At 39.8% G+C, this 17,934-nt stretch carries 18 protein-coding genes; 12 read left to right on the top strand and 6 right to left on the bottom strand.

Translation table 11 applies throughout. From position 1 onward, the window contains the following. Positions 1-58: 58 nt before the first annotated feature. The 6 genes from HT732_RS08345 to folB all read left to right on the top strand — a co-directional run bounded on the left by HT732_RS08345 (position 59) and on the right by folB (position 6,030). Positions 59-1,477, top strand: a complete 1,419-nt coding sequence (locus HT732_RS08345) for an NCS2 family permease (RefSeq protein WP_000359256.1) — start codon at positions 59-61, stop codon at positions 1,475-1,477. A gap of 57 nt (positions 1,478-1,534) precedes the next feature. After that, a complete protein-coding gene (locus HT732_RS08350; protein WP_173254587.1) occupies positions 1,535-2,242 on the top strand; it encodes a CPBP family intramembrane glutamic endopeptidase in 708 nt (235 codons plus the stop codon). Between the two features lie 93 nt (positions 2,243-2,335). Continuing rightward, positions 2,336-3,316: a dihydropteroate synthase gene (folP, locus tag HT732_RS08355; RefSeq protein ID WP_173254588.1), complete on the top strand. Its 981-nt coding sequence runs from the start codon at positions 2,336-2,338 to the stop codon at positions 3,314-3,316. Between the two features lies 1 nt (position 3,317). Further along, positions 3,318-4,640: a folylpolyglutamate synthase/dihydrofolate synthase family protein gene (locus tag HT732_RS08360; protein WP_173254589.1), complete on the top strand. Its 1,323-nt coding sequence runs from the start codon at positions 3,318-3,320 to the stop codon at positions 4,638-4,640. Then, positions 4,621-5,175, top strand: a complete 555-nt coding sequence (gene folE, locus HT732_RS08365; RefSeq protein ID WP_000380913.1) for a GTP cyclohydrolase I FolE — start codon at positions 4,621-4,623, stop codon at positions 5,173-5,175. The genes HT732_RS08360 and folE overlap by 20 nt, the downstream gene beginning before the upstream one ends. A gap of 42 nt (positions 5,176-5,217) precedes the next feature. Further along, positions 5,218-6,030 (top strand): dihydroneopterin aldolase, encoded by an 813-nt coding sequence (gene folB / locus HT732_RS08370; protein ID WP_173254590.1) that lies wholly within the window; start codon positions 5,218-5,220, stop codon positions 6,028-6,030. A 44-nt stretch (positions 6,031-6,074) separates the two neighbouring features. Here the strand turns inward: folB and HT732_RS08375 are convergent, their stop codons facing one another. Further along, positions 6,075-6,392, bottom strand: coding sequence for a DUF960 domain-containing protein (locus HT732_RS08375; protein WP_000886037.1), 318 nt, complete (start codon positions 6,390-6,392; stop codon positions 6,075-6,077). A gap of 235 nt (positions 6,393-6,627) precedes the next feature. Between HT732_RS08375 and ccpA the strand changes: the two genes are divergently transcribed. Continuing rightward, positions 6,628-7,638 carry a catabolite control protein A gene (ccpA, locus tag HT732_RS08380; protein WP_001090638.1) on the top strand — a complete coding sequence of 337 codons (1,011 nt, stop codon included), beginning with the start codon at positions 6,628-6,630 and terminating at the stop codon, positions 7,636-7,638. Positions 7,639-7,805: 167 nt separating this feature from the next. Here ccpA and HT732_RS08385 read toward each other — a convergent pair whose 3' ends face one another. Further along, positions 7,806-8,768 carry an asparaginase gene (locus tag HT732_RS08385; protein WP_173254591.1) on the bottom strand — a complete coding sequence of 321 codons (963 nt, stop codon included), beginning with the start codon at positions 8,766-8,768 and terminating at the stop codon, positions 7,806-7,808. A gap of 65 nt (positions 8,769-8,833) precedes the next feature. Between HT732_RS08385 and HT732_RS08390 the strand changes: the two genes are divergently transcribed. Continuing rightward, the gene (locus HT732_RS08390; RefSeq protein ID WP_173254592.1) at positions 8,834-10,225 is read left to right on the top strand and encodes a Cof-type HAD-IIB family hydrolase; all 1,392 of its coding nucleotides are present in this window, start codon (positions 8,834-8,836) and stop codon (positions 10,223-10,225) included. Between the two features lie 175 nt (positions 10,226-10,400). On the opposite strand, the gene HT732_RS08395 is transcribed toward HT732_RS08390, so the two are convergent. Then, entirely contained in the window at positions 10,401-10,853 is a 453-nt protein-coding gene (locus tag HT732_RS08395) for a universal stress protein (protein WP_000079145.1), read from the bottom strand. Between the two features lie 161 nt (positions 10,854-11,014). Here HT732_RS08395 and HT732_RS08400 point away from each other — a divergent pair, with 161 nt between their 5' ends. From HT732_RS08400 to rpsI, 4 genes are all read left to right on the top strand, one after another. Further along, positions 11,015-11,308: a hypothetical protein gene (locus tag HT732_RS08400; protein ID WP_173254593.1), complete on the top strand. Its 294-nt coding sequence runs from the start codon at positions 11,015-11,017 to the stop codon at positions 11,306-11,308. Between the two features lie 156 nt (positions 11,309-11,464). Further along, complete coding sequence (locus tag HT732_RS08405; RefSeq protein WP_173254594.1) at positions 11,465-12,679, top strand: pyridoxal phosphate-dependent aminotransferase; 1,215 nt, start codon at positions 11,465-11,467, stop codon at positions 12,677-12,679. A gap of 438 nt (positions 12,680-13,117) precedes the next feature. Further along, entirely contained in the window at positions 13,118-13,564 is a 447-nt protein-coding gene (gene rplM, locus HT732_RS08410) for a 50S ribosomal protein L13 (protein WP_001044624.1), read from the top strand. Positions 13,565-13,582: 18 nt separating this feature from the next. After that, a complete protein-coding gene (gene rpsI / locus HT732_RS08415) occupies positions 13,583-13,975 on the top strand; it encodes a 30S ribosomal protein S9 (protein ID WP_000075964.1) in 393 nt (130 codons plus the stop codon). A gap of 106 nt (positions 13,976-14,081) precedes the next feature. Here the strand turns inward: rpsI and HT732_RS08420 are convergent, their stop codons facing one another. From HT732_RS08420 to HT732_RS08430, 3 genes are all read right to left on the bottom strand, one after another. Then, the gene (locus HT732_RS08420) at positions 14,082-14,441 is read right to left on the bottom strand and encodes a tyrosine-type recombinase/integrase (protein WP_345890509.1); all 360 of its coding nucleotides are present in this window, start codon (positions 14,439-14,441) and stop codon (positions 14,082-14,084) included. A gap of 265 nt (positions 14,442-14,706) precedes the next feature. Further along, positions 14,707-16,245 carry a response regulator gene (locus tag HT732_RS08425; RefSeq protein WP_173254595.1) on the bottom strand — a complete coding sequence of 513 codons (1,539 nt, stop codon included), beginning with the start codon at positions 16,243-16,245 and terminating at the stop codon, positions 14,707-14,709. After that, positions 16,226-17,896: a histidine kinase gene (locus tag HT732_RS08430; protein WP_173254596.1), complete on the bottom strand. Its 1,671-nt coding sequence runs from the start codon at positions 17,894-17,896 to the stop codon at positions 16,226-16,228. Before HT732_RS08430 ends, HT732_RS08425 begins: the two co-directional genes overlap by 20 nt. Positions 17,897-17,934 lie beyond the last annotated feature (38 nt).

The following is a 17,934-nucleotide window of genomic DNA, read 5'->3' on the forward strand; positions in this document are numbered from 1 at the left end:
GTGAATGATAAATGATATAATTCTATTATTGTTCGTAAAAATTAAAAGGAGATTGATAATGGACAAATTATTTAAACTAAAAGAGAACGGTACAGACGTTCGTACAGAGGTTCTCGCTGGTTTAACAACTTTCTTTGCAATGAGCTATATTCTCTTTGTAAACCCACAAATTCTTTCGCAAACAGGAATGCCTGCTCAGGGTGTATTTCTCGCAACGATTATCGGTGCAGTTGCTGGTACCCTGATGATGGCCTTCTACGCCAACTTGCCATATGCTCAAGCACCAGGTATGGGACTCAATGCCTTCTTTACCTTTACAGTTGTATTTGGACTCGGTTATTCTTGGCAAGAAGCCCTAGCTATGGTCTTCATTTGTGGAATTATCTCATTGATTATTACCTTGACAAATGTTCGTAAGATGATCATTGAATCGATTCCAAACGCCCTTCGCTCAGCAATTTCAGCTGGTATCGGTGTCTTCCTTGCCTACGTGGGGATTAAGAATGCTGGGCTTTTGAAATTCTCTATCGATCCAGGGAATTACACGGTTGCAGGAGAAGGGGCTGATAAAGCTCAAGCAGCGATTACAGCAAATGCTTCAGCAGTTCCAGGCTTGGTCAGCTTTAATAATCCAGCTGTTTTGGTGGCTCTTGCAGGACTTGCTATCACAATCTTCTTTGTCATTAAAGGGATTAAAGGGGGAATTATCCTCTCTATCTTGACAACAACTGTTCTTGCTATCGCAGTTGGTTTGGTAGATTTGTCTAGTATCGATTTTGCTAATAACCATGTTGGTGCAGCTTTTGAAGACTTGAAGACAGTCTTTGGTGCAGCTCTTGGTTCAGAAGGTTTGGGAGCTTTGATTTCAGATACAGCTCGCTTGCCTGAAACTCTGATGGCCATTCTTGCCTTCTCATTGACAGATATTTTTGACACGATTGGTACCTTGATCGGTACAGGTGAAAAAGTTGGTATTGTAGCAACAAATGGTGAAAATCACCAATCAGCTAAGTTGGATAAGGCTCTTTACTCTGACTTGATTGGTACTTCAATTGGTGCCATCGCAGGTACTTCGAACGTAACGACTTATGTTGAGTCTGCTGCTGGTATTGGTGCAGGTGGACGTACTGGTTTGACAGCTTTGGTTGTAGCTATCTGTTTTGCGATCTCAAGCTTCTTTAGCCCACTTCTAGCGATTGTACCAACAGCCGCTACAGCTCCAATCTTGATTATCGTTGGAATTATGATGTTGGCTAGCTTGAAAAATATCCATTGGGACGATATGTCTGAAGCGGTTCCTGCTTTCTTCACATCTATCTTTATGGGATTCAGCTACTCTATCACCCAAGGGATTGCGGTTGGTTTCTTGACTTACACTTTGACTAAGCTTGTCAAAGGTCAAGCTAAAGATGTTCATGTCATGATTTGGATTTTGGATGCCTTGTTTATCCTGAACTATATCAGCATGGCACTATAATAGAATGACCCAGGGGGATTTCCCCCTTTTTTTAATACAAAGTCTAGGAGATGAATGATGGAAGAGAAAAGTATGTGGAAAGAATTGTTGAATCGTGCAGGATGGCTTTTGGTTTTCTTGCTAGCGACAATCTTATATCAGATTCCTATAGGGGTTACTGCTATTTTAACTTTAAATGCAGTACCACTGTTGCAGTCAGGACTGATAGTTGCTGGTATTTCGATTGTAGTTCTGGTGCTGTTTATTATTGGAGCTCGTAAAACGCAGTTAGCAAGTTTTAATTTTTCTTTTTTTAGAGCTAAGGACCTAGCACGATTGGGATTAAGTTATTTAGTCATTATCTGTTCAAACATACTTGGTTCTATCTTGTTACAACTGTCAAATGAGACGACAACAGCTAACCAGTCTCAGATTAACGATATGGTTCAGAATAGTTCTCTGATTTCTAGCTTCTTCTTGCTAGCCTTGCTTGCTCCGATTTGTGAGGAAATCTTGTGTCGTGGGATTGTTCCTAAAAAGATTTTCCGAGGTAAGGAGAGCTGGGGATTTGTAGTTGGTACGATTGTGTTTGCTTTATTGCATCAACCGAGTAATTTACCTTCTTTATTGATTTATGGAGTTATGTCGATCGTTCTGTCTTGGACGGCTTACAAGACCCAACGTTTGGAAATGTCTATCTTACTTCACATGATTGTGAATGGGGTTGTTTTCTGTTTGTTGGCTCTTGTGGTGATCATGAGTCGGACATTAGGGATTTCTGTTTAAGATTTTTGACAATTGCTTACTTGTTTCTACTGGGAAAAAGATGAATGCAATCGTGTCCATTTTTTTCTTTTTATGGTAAAATAGAGAAATAATATGATGAAAAGCCTTGAGGGAGTGACCGATATGTCAAGTAAAGTCAATCATGCAAAGACAGCTATTTGCGGAATTATCAATGTAACCCCAGACTCCTTTTCGGACGGTGGTCAATTTTTTGCTCTTGAGCAGGCACTCCAGCAGGCTCGTAAATTGATAGTAGAAGGGGCTAGCATGCTCGATATCGGCGGAGAATCGACTCGGCCTCGGCCGGGAAGCAGCTATGTTGAGATAGAAGAGGAAATCCAGCGTGTTGTTCCAGTAATCAAAGCTATTCGCAAGGAAAGTAATGTCCTCATCTCTATTGATACTTGGAAGAGTCAGGTAGCAGAGGCTGCTTTGGCTGCTGGTGCCAATCTAGTCAATGATATCACTGGTCTCATGGGTGACGAAAAAATGGCCCATGTGGTAGCTAGGGCTGGAGCGAAAGTGGTCCTCATGTTTAATCCAGTTATGGCTCGACCTCATCACCCTAGCTCGCTTATATTCCCTCATTTTGGTTTTGGACAAGCTTTTACAGAGGAAGAGTTAGCTGACTTTGAAAAATTACCAATCGAAGAGTTGACGGAGGCTTTCTTTGTACGAGCACTAGCGAGAGCAGAGGAAGCTGGGATTGCTCAAGAAAACATCCTGCTGGATCCAGGAATTGGCTTTGGTCTGACCAAGAAAGAAAATCTGCTTCTTTTACGGGATCTGGATAAACTACAGCAGAAAGGATATCCAATCTTTCTCGGAGTGTCGCGTAAGCGATTTGTCATCAATATCCTTGAAGAAAGTGGTTTTGAAGTCAATCCTGAGACAGAACTTGGTTTCCGCAATCGAGATACGGCTTCGGCTCATGTAACTAGTATCGCTGCGAGACAGGGGGTAGAAGTGGTACGAGTGCATGATGTAGCTAGTCACAGGATGGCAGTTGAAATTGCCTCCGCTATTCGTCTGGCTGATGAAGCGGAAAATTTAGATTTAAAACAATACAAATAAGATGAAAGAATTTGAAAACAATCAGTGGATTGCTCACTATCGGACGGACCAGCCGCATTTTGGATTGGAACGAATGGTGGAACTGTTAGCTTTGCGTGGCAATCCTCATCTCAAACTCAAGGTCATCCATGTCGGAGGGACCAATGGCAAGGGTTCGACCATTGCTTTTTTGAAAAATCTGCTGGAAAAGCTAGGGCTGAGAGTTGGCGTGTTTAGCTCGCCCTATCTCATTCATTACACAGACCAGATTAGCATCAATGGAGAATCTATCCCAGAAGCGAGGCTAGAAGCCCTCATGGCAGACTATCAGTCTTTGCTGGAAGGGGAATCGGCTACCAATTTGCAGGGGACAACCGAATTTGAGATTATCACAGCCATAGCCTATGACTACTTTGCTTCAGAGCAAGTAGATGTGGCCATCATGGAAGTGGGCATGGGAGGACTTTTGGATAGTACCAATGTCTGCCAGCCTATTTTGACAGGCATCACCACTATTGGACTGGATCATGTGGCCCTACTTGGTGACACCTTGGAGGCCATAGCAGAGCAGAAGGCAGGTATTATCAAACAAGCTATTCCCTTGGTGACAGGTCGTATCGCTCCAGAAGCCTTGGCTGTGATTGCCCGCATTGCGGAAGGGAAAGATGCGCCGAGACTTGCCTACGGGACAGATTATCAGGTCGGTCACCAAGAGAGTGTGGTAACGGGTGAAGTATTTGACTATACAAGTGCTGTCAGACAAGGTCGCTTCCAGACTGGCCTGCTTGGTTTGCACCAGATAGAGAATGCTGGGATGGCCATAGCTTTACTTGATACTTTTTGTCAAGAAGTTGGTCGAAAGTTACCAGCTAATATCTTGATTGCTCAAGCTCTGGAAGAAACAAGATGGCCGGGGCGTCTGGAGGTCGTGTCAAGGAACCCCTTGATGATTTTGGATGGAGCCCACAATCCCCATGCTATCAAGGCTTTATTGGCAACCTTGCAAGAACGCTTTGCGGATTATCATAAGGAAATCCTCTTTACTTGCATCAAAACCAAAGCCTTAGAGGATATGTTGGACTTGCTGGGGGCCATGCCAGATACCGAGCTTACCCTGACATATTTTGACGATAGTCGGGCGACTGATGAAAGCGTGCTGGAAGAGGCAGCTAAGTCTAGAAATCTCAGCTACCAAAGTTGGCAGGATTTTCTAGAGCAGAAATTGACAGATAAAAAAGAAGAGAAAAAAACAGTTAGGATTGTCACAGGTTCCTTGTATTTCTTGAGCCAAGTGAGAGCCTATCTGATGGAGAGGAAGAACGAAAATGGATACACAAAAGATTGAAGCAGCTGTAAAAATGATTATCGAGGCTGTCGGAGAGGACGCTAACCGCGAGGGCTTGCAGGAAACACCTGCTCGTGTGGCTCGTATGTACCAAGAGATTTTTTCAGGTCTTGGTCAAACAGCAGAGGAACATTTGTCAAAATCCTTTGAGATTATCGACGATAATATGGTGGTAGAAAAGGATATCTTTTTCCATACCATGTGTGAACACCACTTTCTGCCATTTTATGGGAAAGCGCACATAGCCTACATTCCAGATGGCCGTGTGGCAGGTTTGTCTAAGCTAGCCCGTACGGTTGAAGTTTATTCGAAAAAACCACAAATTCAAGAACGTTTGAATATCGAAGTGGCCGATGCCTTGATGGAGTATCTAGGTGCTAAAGGAGCCTTTGTTGTCATTGAGGCAGAGCATATGTGTATGAGCATGCGTGGTGTTAGAAAACCAGGCACTGCAACCTTGACGACAGTAGCTCGTGGTCTATTTGAAACAGATAAGGACCTTCGAGATCAAGCTTATCGTTTAATGGGACTATAAAAAGAATCCGCTTTGGGCGGATTTTTCTAGAAAGGAATCATTATGGATCAACTGCAGATTAAGGATTTGGAAATTTTTGCCTATCATGGTCTTTTTCCTAGTGAGAAAGAATTGGGGCAGAAGTTTGTTATTTCCGCAATCCTATCCTATGATATGACCAAGGCGGCGACAGATTTGGATTTAACAGCCTCTGTCCATTACGGAGAATTGTGCCAGCAGTGGACGACTTGGTTTCAGGAAACAACTGAGGACTTGATTGAAACGGTAGCCTACAAACTGGTAGAACGTACTTTTGAGGCTTATCCTCTTGTCCAAGAAATGAAGTTGGAACTGAAAAAACCTTGGGCGCCAGTGCATTTGCCACTAGATACTTGCTCGGTAACTATTCATCGCCGCAAGCAACGAGCCTTTATCGCCCTAGGAAGCAATATGGGAGATAAGCGAGAAAACTTGAAACAAGCCATTGAGAAAATGCGAAATCGAGGTATCCATATTCTCAAAGAGTCCAGTGTCTTGACGACGGAACCTTGGGGTGGTGTGGAGCAGGATAGCTTTGCAAATCAAGTGGTTGAGGTAGAAACATGGTTGCCCGGACCAGTCTTGTTAGAGACCTTGTTAGCCATTGAGTCAGAGATGGGACGGGTGAGAGAAGTGCATTGGGGACCTCGTTTGATTGATTTGGACTTGCTCTTTGTGGAGGACCAGATCCTTTATACAGATGACCTTATCTTGCCTCATCCTTACATAGCGGAACGCCTTTTTGTCCTTGAGTCCTTACAGGAAATTGCGCCTCATTTTATCCATCCTACATTAAAGCAACCTGTCCGTAACTTGTATAATGCTTTGAAAAAATAAAAAAACTCTAGTTTTCAGTCACTTGCAACTGAAGGCTAGAGTTTTTAAAATAGGTCATTTTCTTCTGGGAGGAGGATAGTCTCTCTACCATCCATATCTAAAACCAGAACTCTCGGGGGATAAAGAGGGTCGAAAGGGTGGTTAAAGTCAAAATCAATGGCTGTAGGGAGGTGCTGACTTGAGAAGTGGAAGGTAATTTTTCCTTGGTTATTAAGCAATTGAAACTCGAGTTCTTCTTCCAATTCAAAGACATTTTTTAAGAAGTGGTCGATGATATACCAAAAAGAGTCAATAACGTCATCAGGCAAGCTGGTAACAATGCCAAAACTAGCAGACCGCATCTGGGTATTGGTAAAAGCCATATTTCTTCCCCCTTTCTTTTCCCTTATCATACAGCAAATAGGATTAAAAATCAAGAAAAGGTGATTTTTTCTTCATAAACATAGTTTTCTATGAAATTTTTTCAAAGAATCTTCAAAAAAAGCTTGAAAGTGTTTACAAATAGTGATAAAATGGAATAAGTAGAATCATGAAAACGAAATTTTCATACCGTCTCTTTTTAGAGTCTCGTGAGGTATGATATAGAAAGGAAATGAAATGAATACAGACGATACAGTAACGATTTATGATGTCGCCCGTGAAGCAGGAGTTTCAATGGCGACGGTTAGCCGTGTAGTCAATGGCAATAAGAATGTAAAAGAGAATACTCGTAAAAAAGTACTCGAGGTGATTGATCGTTTGGATTACCGTCCAAATGCCGTGGCGCGTGGTCTTGCAAGTAAAAAGACAACCACTGTCGGGGTTGTGATCCCCAATATTACCAATGGCTATTTCTCAACACTTGCTAAAGGGATTGATGATATTGCAGAAATGTACAAGTACAATATTGTCCTAGCTAATAGCGATGAAGATAACGAGAAAGAAGTTTCTGTTGTCAATACCCTCTTTTCAAAGCAGGTAGATGGCATTATCTTTATGGGTTATCACTTGACAGATAAAATTCGCTCAGAATTTTCGCGTTCACGTACTCCGATTGTTCTCGCAGGAACTGTCGATGTTGAGCACCAGTTGCCGAGTGTCAATATTGACTATAAGCAAGCAACGATTGATGCAGTGAGTTACCTTGCTAAAGAAAATGAGCGTATTGCTTTCGTTAGCGGTCCGCTAGTGGATGACATCAATGGTAAGGTTCGTTTAGTTGGCTACAAGGAAGCCTTGAAAAAAGCAGGAATCGCTTATAGTGAGGGTTTGGTATTTGAATCTAAATATAGCTATGATGATGGTTACGCCTTAGCAGAGCGTTTGATTTCATCAAATGCAACTGCAGCAGTTGTGACAGGTGATGAGTTGGCAGCAGGAGTCTTGAACGGTTTGGCTGATAAGGGTGTTTCTGTGCCAGAAGATTTTGAAATCATTACTAGTGATGATTCACAAATCTCACGCTTTACCCGTCCAAACTTGACAACGATTGCCCAACCTCTTTATGACCTTGGTGCCATTAGTATGCGTATGTTGACTAAGATTATGCACAAGGAAGAGTTGGAAGAACGTGAAGTTCTCTTGCCTCATGGTTTGACAGAACGTCGCTCAACACGAAAACGTAAATAGAAAAAATCAGGGAATCGTGCAGATTTCCTGATTTTACTTTTTAGAGAAGGGGTTATACTCAATGAAAATCAAAGAGCAAACTAGGAAGCTAGCCGCAGGTTGCCCAAATCACTGTTTTGAGGTTGCAGATGGAAGCTGACGCGGTTTGAAGAGATTTTCGAAGAGTATTAGCCTTCCATATAGTCTTTCAAAGCCTGTCCTGTTAGTCCGGCATTGAGGGCGATGAGGAGTTTCAAACGGGCTTTTTGGGCGTTGAGTTCTTTAACAAAGAAGACACCAGATTTTTGCAACTGCACGCCTCCACCTTGGTAGGCATAAACAGGCTCGGCAATACCGTTAAAGCATCTGGAGACCAGAGCAACTGGGATTCCCTTTTGCAGAAGGTTTTCTAATTTTTGAGCCGTTTCTTTGGGAATATTACCAGCTCCGAAGGCTTGGATAATCAAACCGTCCAATTGTTCCAAATCCAGCATATCAATCAGCTCATCTGTCATACCAGCATAAGCCGAGATGATAGGGACTAAACCTTGTATGTGATTAAGGTCAAAGCGAACACGAGGTTCAGCTGTTTTAAAGTAGAGGATTTCGTGTTTCATGATCAGACCAAGTGGTCCGTGTGTTGGAGTCTGGAAGGTGCTGACGTTGGTTGTATGCGTTTTGGTAACATACTTGGCAGCGTGGATTTCATCGTTCATAACAACTAAAACTCCTTTGTCCGCAGCCTTGTCATCGCTAGCCACCCGCAAAGCACTCAGATAGTTATAAACACCATCACTACCGAGTTCATTGGAGCTACGCATGGCTCCTGTTAGAACGATGGGCATATGGGGGACTTCCATGGTATCAAGGAAATAGGCTGTTTCCTCTAAAGTATCGGTCCCGTGTGTGATTACCACTCCATCGTAGTAAGCAGCTTCCTCTTTAATTTTCTGGTAGAGAGCCAGCATATGCTTGGGTTTGATATGGGGACTTGGCAGGTTAAAAAAGTCCAAGGCGTGGACTTGGATTCCTTCAAGTGGGTTGGACACATGGTTCATGGGATTATCTGAACTTGTCACAACAGCGCCAGAAGCATCGGCCTGCATGGAAATAGTCCCACCCGTATGTAAAACAAGGATTTTCTTAGGCATGATTTACTCACTCTTTCTGAAATGTGGTATAATCATTGTATCACAAAAGGGGAGATTGGGATAGGATGGAAGTCAAAGCGGTTTTTTTTGATATCGACGGAACCTTGGTCAACGATCGCAAGAGTGTTTTGAAATCCACTAAGGACGCGATTAAGATTGTCAAAGAACAAGGGGTACTAGTTGGCGTAGCGACAGGGCGAGGACCTTTTTTTGTTAAGGAATTGATGGACGATTTGGATTTGGACTTTGCGGTAACCTATAATGGCCAGTATATCTTTAATAAAGAAAGAGTCTTGTTCACGAGCCCAATTTCCAAGTTACATTTGCGCCATCTTATTACGTATGCTAAAAAAGAGGGCAAGGAGATTGCCCTAGGGACCAAGGATGCCATGCTGGGTTCCAAAATCATGTCCTTTGGTCTGGGTTCTTTTTCCCAACGAATCAGTCGCTTCGTTCCCTCTGTTTTAACTCGGACAGTGAGTCAGTCTTTTAATCGCATGGTCAGCAAGGTGGTTCCCCAAAAGGAAGAAGACCTGCTTCATCTGATGAATCAGCCTATCTACCAAGTTTTGATGCTGATGACGCCAGAAGAATCTGAGAAGGCGGCAGCTGATTTTGAAGATTTGAAATTGACACGTAGCAATCCTTTTGCAGCGGATGTCATCAATCAAGGAAACTCTAAATTGGAAGGTATTCGTCGAGTCGGAAAAGAATATGGCTTTGACCTCAACCAAGTCATGGCCTTTGGTGACTCGGATAACGATCTTGAAATGCTGGCTGGTGTCGGTATGTCGGTTGCTATGGGAAATGGTAGTAGCAGTGTCAAGGAAGTTGCCAAGCACATTACCACTAGCAATCAGCAAGACGGAATCCACAAGGCCTTGGAACATTTTGGTGTTTTGTCTTCAGAAAAAGTCTTTGTCAGCCGTGACTATCATTTCAATAAGGTCAAGACCTTTCACCACATGATGGATGAACGGACCCAAGAAGAACCTCGAGCTTGGGATTTAGAAGGTGCAACCCATAGGGCTGGTTTTAAAATAGAAGAATTGGTGGAGTTTGTCCGAGCTGCCAGCCCTTCTGAAGAGGACTTTGGTCAAGCTCTATCGCAACTTCATCAGGCTCTTGATAAGGCAGCAGAGAAAGTAGCCAAGAAGACACCTGCCCAGCAAGATTTGATAGGGCAGGTGGATGCCTTGATTGACACACTTTACTTCACCTACGGTAGTTTTGTCTTGATGGGGGTGGACCCAGAACGTATTTTTGACATTGTCCATCAGGCCAATATGGGGAAAATTTTCCCTGACGGCAAGGCTCATTTTGATCCAGTGACCCACAAAATCTTAAAGCCAGACGATTGGGAAGAAAAATATGCTCCAGAACCCGCGATTAAAAAGGAACTGCAGCGTCAGCTCAAGGCTTACGAACGCCATAAAGAGAGAAATAATACTCAATGAAAATCAAAGAGCAAACTAGCCGCAGGTTGCTCAAAGCACTGCTTTGAGGTTGTGGATAGAACTGACGAAGTCAGTAACCATATCTACGGCAAGGCGACGTTGACGTGGTTTGAAGAGGTTTTCGAAGAGTATAAATAGTAAACAAAAAGGAGCGCTGAGCTCCTTTTCTTTGTGATTATAAGGTTTTTTCTTGTTCTCTCACAACCAGCAAATCGACCTTAGCATGGCGGAGAATGTATTCAGATGAAGAGCCGACCAAGAGGCGTTCAAAGGCGTTGAGACCAGTTGCGCCAACGAGGATGAGATCCACTTCCTCAGTATCTGGAATAGTACGTGCTAGTAGGGTCTTTGGATTTCCCATTTCAATGACGATATGAACATCTGCCACACCAGCATCTTTAGCACGTTTTTCGTACTCTTTCATCAGACTTTCAGCGTCAACTTGGAGTTGTTCGTAAACTTCAGCATCAAAGGTGGATACGCTTTGAAGAGCGCGTGTGTCAATGACATGTGCGATGGTGAGTTTAGCGTCGTTTCGTAGAGCAGAATGAACTCCCTTGATAAAAGCCAAGTCCGCTTCCTTAGAACCATCGATTGCGACCATGATATTTTGGTAACGTTGTGCCATAATGAAACCTCCTGAAATTTTCTTACTATCATTGTAAACCTTTTCACTATAGAAGTAAAGCAAAAAAAGTATTTTTCAAAAGAATGTTAGCGCTTAAAATCTATATAAATATATGATAAAATAAAAGAAAGGATAGCAGGAAAGAAGTGAAGGGAGGGAGAATGATGAAAAACTCTTTTCAAACATCAAATTTCCTTTATTATGGAATCATCCTAGTTTCAGTCTTGGTAGAAGTTGTCATGATCTGGCAATTAGAGAGTCTGGTACCGTTTCTTTATCCAGGGTTTATCGGATTTTTAGTCTTTCATGTACTCTACCATCTAATCTTATTCCTGGTTGCAAAACGAAGTGGGCGTTGGGATTACTTGATGATATGGGGGCTTTTCCTCATGTTTAATCTTCTCTATGACTCCTTTTTAGGCCTGCTTTTTCTAGGTTTATCTTTTGGTATGTGATGTTTTTTTGGCAAAACACCTGCTATCTCCCCTGTCTTGACCTCGCTTTTAGTGAGGTTTTTCTTCTGTAGGATTTTAGTAACACATTTCAGTAAACTTGTCGCATTCTCTTTCTAGTGGTATAATGTTACTATCTCGATGAATTGAGGAAACAAGATGAAAGAATATAACAAGTCTAGTAAGTTAGAGCATGTTGCTTATGATATCCGTGGTCCTGTTTTGGAAGAAGCCATGCGGATGCGAGCAAACGGAGAAAAGATTTTACGTCTGAATACAGGAAATCCAGCAGAATTTGGTTTTACAGCGCCAGACGAAGTCATTCATGACTTGATTATGAATGCGCGTGATAGTGAAGGATATTCTGACTCCAAAGGGATTTTTTCAGCCCGTAAGGCCATTATGCAGTATTGTCAATTGAAGAAATTCCCAAACGTAGATATTGATGATATCTACCTTGGAAATGGTGTCAGTGAGTTGATTGTCATGTCCATGCAGGGGCTTTTGGACAACGGGGATGAGGTCTTAGTGCCAATGCCAGACTATCCTCTCTGGACAGCAGCTGTCAGCCTAGCTGGAGGAAATGCCGTTCACTATATCTGTGATGAAGCTGCAGAATGGTATCCAGATATTGACGATATCAAGTCAAAAATTACTTCCAATACCAAGGCAATCGTCCTTATCAATCCAAACAACCCAACTGGAGCCCTTTATCCGAAGGAACTCTTGCTGGAGATTATTGAGATTTCCCGTCAAAACGATTTGATTATCTTTGCGGATGAAATCTATGACCGCATGGTCATGGATGGACATGTGCATACGCCTGTGGCGAGCTTGGCACCAGATGTCTTCTGTGTCAGCATGAATGGTCTATCAAAATCCCACCGTATTGCTGGTTTCCGTGTGGGTTGGATGGTCTTGTCTGGACCTAAGACACACGTCAAGGGATATATCGAAGGTCTCAATATGCTGTCCAATATGCGCCTTTGCTCTAACGTTTTGGCCCAACAAGTCGTCCAAACTTCCTTGGGCGGTCACCAGTCAGTCGATGAATTGCTCCTTCCTGGTGGACGAATTTACGAGCAAAGAAATTTCATTTATAATGCCATTCAAGAGATTCCAGGTCTCTCTGCCGTAAAACCAAAGGCTGGGCTCTATATCTTTCCTAAAATCGACCGCAATATGTACCGTATCGATGATGATGAGCAGTTTGTCCTTGATTTCTTGAAGCAGGAAAAGGTTCTCTTGGTTCATGGTCGAGGCTTTAACTGGCAGGAACCAGACCACTTCCGTATCGTTTACCTTCCTCGTGTTGATGAACTAGCCCAAATCCAAGAAAAGATGACTCGTTTCTTGAAACAGTATCGTAGATAGGGTTTACATCAGAAAAAGCGTTTTGAGGGTAAATTACCAAACTAACTTCCAGTTTCTCACAACCTAGCTTTTAGTGTGAGAAAAACGCGTGAAATCAGTGGAAATCCGTCTTAGACTAACTTCCACTGGTTTTCTTTTTCTTGATATATAAGGGTTCAAAAGAGAAAAGACTCAGAAAAAAGTGCACGACAAATGGCCCTAAAACAGAGTCGTCTTAGAGTAACTTCCAGTTTTGGGAGAGAGGTGGAAGTTACTTTGAGAAGTTACAGTTTAGAAAAATATTTTTCATATCTATTGACTTTTAGGGGTGAAATTTGGTATTATAGTAGGCGGTATTGTTTACCCCATTTGAAAGGCCCCGGAACCTTCCAAATACTTTTCGATGGGAAGGAACACCCATCACCGTAAACAAAAATCGAACTATATATAGGAGAAATCATGAACAAAACAACATTTATGGCTAAACCAGGCCAAGTTGAACGTAAATGGTACGTAGTTGACGCAACTGATGTACCACTTGGACGTCTTTCTGCAGTAGTTGCTAGCGTACTTCGCGGAAAAAACAAACCAACATTTACACCACACACTGATACAGGTGACTTTGTGATTGTTATCAATGCTGAAAAAGTTAAATTGACTGGTAAAAAAGCAACTGATAAAATCTACTACACTCACTCAAACCACCCAGGTGGATTGAAACAAATCTCTGCAGGTGAACTTCGTTCTAAAAATGCAGTACGTTTGATCGAGAAATCAGTTAAAGGTATGCTTCCACACAATACTCTTGGACGCGCTCAAGGTATGAAGTTGAAAGTATTTGTTGGAGCTGAGCACACTCACGCTGCACAACAACCAGAAGTTCTTGATATTTCAGGACTTATCTAAGGAAAGGAACAATAAAGTATGTCACAAGCACAATATGCAGGTACTGGACGTCGTAAAAACGCTGTTGCACGCGTTCGCCTTGTTCCAGGAACTGGTAAAATCACTGTTAACAAAAAAGATGTTGAAGAGTACATCCCACACGCTGACCTTCGTCTTGTCATCAACCAACCATTCGCAGTTACTTCAACTGCAGGTTCATACGACGTTTTCGTTAACGTTGTAGGTGGTGGATACGCTGGTCAATCAGGAGCTATCCGTCACGGTATCGCTCGTGCCCTTCTTCAAGTAGACCCAGACTTCCGCGATTCATTGAAACGCGCAGGACTTCTTACACGTGACTCACGTAAAGTTGAACGTAAGAAACCAGGTCTTAAGAAAGCTCGTAAAGCATCACAATTCTCAAAACGTTAATCAATACGATTATATCAACGTTTCAAAGCACTCAAAAGTTTACCTTATGGGTGCTTTTTTCGTATTTTTTTGAAAAGTTTACCTCAAAGTTTACCTTATTTTCACCTTATTGTTTTAGAGACTTTAAAGCAAATTCACCAACTGCTATAGGAACTACATTAGAAGTATTGACATAAATCTGAGTTGTACCTGTATCGCTATGTGTTAGTGCTTCAGAAATAGCTTCTAAGCTCATTCCTGCTTGTTTAGCAAGTGTTGCTCCTGTATGGCGTAATTTATGAGGTGTAGCATGTGCCAGCTCTTTATGTCGCTTTCTGATGCTTTTCATTTTATTGTTTAGATAGTCGGCATGTAAAGGCTTGTTGATGTTTCCTTTTGTGTCGATATATGTAAAAATAAATTGTTCTGGATTACTGATGATACCAAACTTTGCTAGTTCATATTTTTGTTGTTCTTTCCAAGAGATAAGAAGTTAAAGTAAATCATTAGAAATAGAGAAAATAGGAAATATTTCCATAATAAAGCGCATACTATCAGGAGTGTAAAAGCTTGATAGTATACGTTTCATCCTAGAAATATTTACGGGCTGTTTTTCTCAAACTGACTTTTTAAGAAGTTACCTTATCAGCAATTTTAAATAAGTTTATGGAGTTATCTTTGGAAAAACTGTAGAATTTCAAAAATTACTACAGACCTTGAATTTTACTTATCATTTCAATGATTTAGATTGCTTACATTTTGTTTTGATAAGTTTTACGGTAATCTCCAGGAGAAAGTCCAGTTCTTTGTTTAAAAATTTTAGTAAAGTAAGAATAATTATCATACCCTACTTGACAAGATACTTGTGATATTGAGATATTTGTTTGAGATAGGAGAGATTTAGCAGCATTAATGCGTTTATCCGTTATATATTTAACAAGAGTTTCTCCAGTTTCTTTTTTAAAAATTCTAGCTAAATGATCTGCGCTGAGATAAACCATATCTGCTAATATAGAACGATTTATATCTTCATAGTAGTGATGATCTATGTATTCGACAATGCGTTGAATACTATTTTTCTGGTTTTCAATGTTTGTTGCAAATTTCTTAGCATGTGACCAGTAATAATCAAAGTAATCCTGAAAAGATTCAATTGAATGAAAGCGTCGTTGGAATAAGAAATCATGAGTGCTGTTTTGGAACAATTTATGTGCCGAAATTCCTTTTTGATCTAGATATATTCCTATTTGTTGAGTCCAATCTAGTAAAATTTGTTGTAGTGTGAAAGTAGGAATTTGAGAATTATTAGCAAGTGAATTAATTTTTTCTCTTAATTCGTATTCACTTAAGGTATCTAAAAACGTAATTGAAAGAGTTTCTGTTTTAAAGGAAGTTGGAAAACTATGTGGAACACATGTAATAGTATTCCAATAAGAAACATATTGTTCATTATAAGTGTAGAGTTCTTTGGTATGAAATAAAATATCGGATAGTTTGTGGCAGCTTTTATATATAATGTTTGAGTATTTACTAAAGTTATTAGAAATTTGAGAATGAACCTCATATGCCAGTTTGTCACTACGTTTGGAAGAGTCTACTCTAAAGAGACAAACATATTGATCGACCTGGCTTTCCATCTTGAACAAACTTATCAGCTTATTAGAAGGTTGTGAAATTCTTTGAAGTTCTCTTTTTAGTTGAGAAGTCCATGATGGAGTTTCTGCAGAATAATCTTCTTCATTAAGATTGATTGTTAAAACTGCAAGAAAAAAATACTGGTGTTTTTGAAGAATAAAATCTTGTTTGCTTGCTATATTTTCTAGCTCATCAATGCGAGAAATTTGAGGTTTTCTAAGGTAATCATACCAGAAGTTATCTTCCATTTGTAAAAGTGCATCATTTTTTCCGTTTAAGTTATGATTCTCAATTTTACTAATGGCTTTTTGAATAATAAATTCTAATTTTTCGAAGTTAATGGGTTTTAGATAGTATTCGAAGCTTTGTAATTCAATTGCTTTTTGAGCATAGTTGAAGTCGGCGTAATTGGTTAAAAAAATTGTTTTTATATCATATTTTTCATTTCTAATCCACGATAAGAGTTCGAGGCCACTACCTTGAGGCATTTCTATATCGCTTATCATGAGATCAATAGGATGCTCTCTAATAATATTTTGAGCTTGAGTGAGGCTATAGGCAACATAAACAATGTCAATGTGTAGTTTATCCCAATTTATTTTCTCTCGTAAAGCCTCAATGATAAAGCGATCGTCATCAACTAATAAAATGTTCATTATAACCTCCGTCTATAATCTTGTATGGAATGAGTAAAAGAATTTTAGCTCCACCTTCTTCATTATTTTCAAATGTAATAGTATAGTCGTTGGGATAGAGAAGATTTAAACGTTCGATGGTGTTTGTTATCCCGATATGATGTCCATCTTCTGTTATTAGAGACTGTTTCTGATTTAGTTTTGATAAAATTTCTTCAGAGAAACCTGGACCATTATCTTCGATACAAATCTGAATATAATCTGAGTTCTCAGTTTTTACTTTTTTTATCGATAGCAAAATTGTAAATAAATCCTGAAATGAAAAACCGTGTTTGATTGTGTTTTCAATAAATGTTTGTAAAAGTAATGATGGGATAAGAGTATTTTGTAGGTCATCATTGTAGTTTAGTGAAAAGTAGATGCTATTTCCATATCGAATTCGTTGTATTTCTAAATAATCTTTAATATGCTGAACTTCATCTTTAAGTTCTGAAAAATCTTGATTAGCCATAAATAAATGACGGAGATAATTTGAAGTTAGGATAGTTAATTCTTCAATTTCTTTGTAGTTTTTTGTTTGAAGCATACTATGAATCATTGATAACATATTTAAGTAGAAATGCGGTCGAATTTGATTTTTAAGATAATTAAGTTCAATCTTCTTAAGTTCTAGTTGTGAATGGTATTCCCGTATTTTTAATTCTTGCATGTCAAATATTACTTTATTAAGTTTATCATTTGCCTTATCAATTTCTAGTATACCTTCAGATATAAAAAATTCAGAAGGGGGGATGGAGTCCCCGAGTTGAGAGAGTCGTTCAGTGAGTCTTGTTATTGGTTTAATCATCCATTGACGAATATACAGGATAATGATGATTGATAAAATGGTGATAATGATAGGAACAGCTGATAAAAATACTTCTAAGAGTGTGATATTTCTAAAGACTTCGGCATAATCGACTAAAACATAAATATCGAAAGGTAAATGCGTTTTTTCATTTTGAGCATGAATCAGGTAGTTTTTGGAGGGTATATTGTTAGGCTCTTTTAGGGAAAGTTTACCATTATTTCCAATATTGAGTTTTTTTAGAGGTTTTAGGATATCTTCTGAAGATATGACGGCATAAATGATTTTTCCTTCGTAATGAACAGATTTAACTAAGTATTCGCTGTTTTTAGTAGTTACATTTTTCCATTTACGGTCACTTATATCACTACGCAATGATTTTAGATTTGATTTTAACAGTAGATAATCTTCATATGGAATATAAAGATTGGAGACATTTATAAAATGATCAGTACTATCGGTTTCTAATAAGAATGTCATATGGGTTTCATTTTGATATTCAAACTCTGTAAAGCTAGTTTGAACTTTTTTAAGATTTTCTTGATACTCAAGAAACGTGTGTACATGATTTAAGCTCTCTAAAGATTCATTATGCGTTATTGTTGAGTACATAAAGCGTTCTACAGAATGCAATTTCTCATTAACAGAGTCAGCATAAATTTCAATTGAACTACGTAGGTGTACTATATTTTGGTTTTTAATAAAATTTCTGGTTATGTTACTCATAGCAATATTGATTAAAATATTTATCAATAGTAGTACAAGTAGGAGTTTAAAGAAAAAATGAATGGAATGTTTTTTTGATAAGTCGTGATTTAATTTCATATACTATTCTCCTCTTAAAATTATAGCACTTTGAAAAT

Origin of the sequence: Streptococcus sp. 5346 (assembly GCF_013277455.1) — a bacterium.
GTDB lineage: Bacteria > Bacillota > Bacilli > Lactobacillales > Streptococcaceae > Streptococcus.

Bases quoted from the DNA above. Each gene is read 5' to 3' on its own strand.
- HT732_RS08345 (WP_000359256.1), top strand. From the start codon at position 59: ATGGACAAATTATTTAAACTAAAAGAGAACGGTACAGACGTTCGTACA.
- HT732_RS08350 (WP_173254587.1), top strand. From the start codon at position 1,535: ATGGAAGAGAAAAGTATGTGGAAAGAATTGTTGAATCGTGCAGGATGG.
- folP (WP_173254588.1), top strand. From the start codon at position 2,336: ATGATGAAAAGCCTTGAGGGAGTGACCGATATGTCAAGTAAAGTCAAT.
- HT732_RS08360 (WP_173254589.1), top strand. From the start codon at position 3,318: ATGAAAGAATTTGAAAACAATCAGTGGATTGCTCACTATCGGACGGAC.
- folE (WP_000380913.1), top strand. From the start codon at position 4,621: ATGGATACACAAAAGATTGAAGCAGCTGTAAAAATGATTATCGAGGCT.
- folB (WP_173254590.1), top strand. From the start codon at position 5,218: ATGGATCAACTGCAGATTAAGGATTTGGAAATTTTTGCCTATCATGGT.
- HT732_RS08375 (WP_000886037.1), bottom strand. From the start codon at position 6,392: ATGGCTTTTACCAATACCCAGATGCGGTCTGCTAGTTTTGGCATTGTT.
- ccpA (WP_001090638.1), top strand. From the start codon at position 6,628: ATGAATACAGACGATACAGTAACGATTTATGATGTCGCCCGTGAAGCA.
- HT732_RS08385 (WP_173254591.1), bottom strand. From the start codon at position 8,768: ATGCCTAAGAAAATCCTTGTTTTACATACGGGTGGGACTATTTCCATG.
- HT732_RS08390 (WP_173254592.1), top strand. From the start codon at position 8,834: ATGGAAGTCAAAGCGGTTTTTTTTGATATCGACGGAACCTTGGTCAAC.
- HT732_RS08395 (WP_000079145.1), bottom strand. From the start codon at position 10,853: ATGGCACAACGTTACCAAAATATCATGGTCGCAATCGATGGTTCTAAG.
- HT732_RS08400 (WP_173254593.1), top strand. From the start codon at position 11,015: ATGATGAAAAACTCTTTTCAAACATCAAATTTCCTTTATTATGGAATC.
- HT732_RS08405 (WP_173254594.1), top strand. From the start codon at position 11,465: ATGAAAGAATATAACAAGTCTAGTAAGTTAGAGCATGTTGCTTATGAT.
- rplM (WP_001044624.1), top strand. From the start codon at position 13,118: ATGAACAAAACAACATTTATGGCTAAACCAGGCCAAGTTGAACGTAAA.
- rpsI (WP_000075964.1), top strand. From the start codon at position 13,583: ATGTCACAAGCACAATATGCAGGTACTGGACGTCGTAAAAACGCTGTT.
- HT732_RS08425 (WP_173254595.1), bottom strand. From the start codon at position 16,245: ATGAACATTTTATTAGTTGATGACGATCGCTTTATCATTGAGGCTTTA.
- HT732_RS08430 (WP_173254596.1), bottom strand. From the start codon at position 17,896: ATGAAATTAAATCACGACTTATCAAAAAAACATTCCATTCATTTTTTC.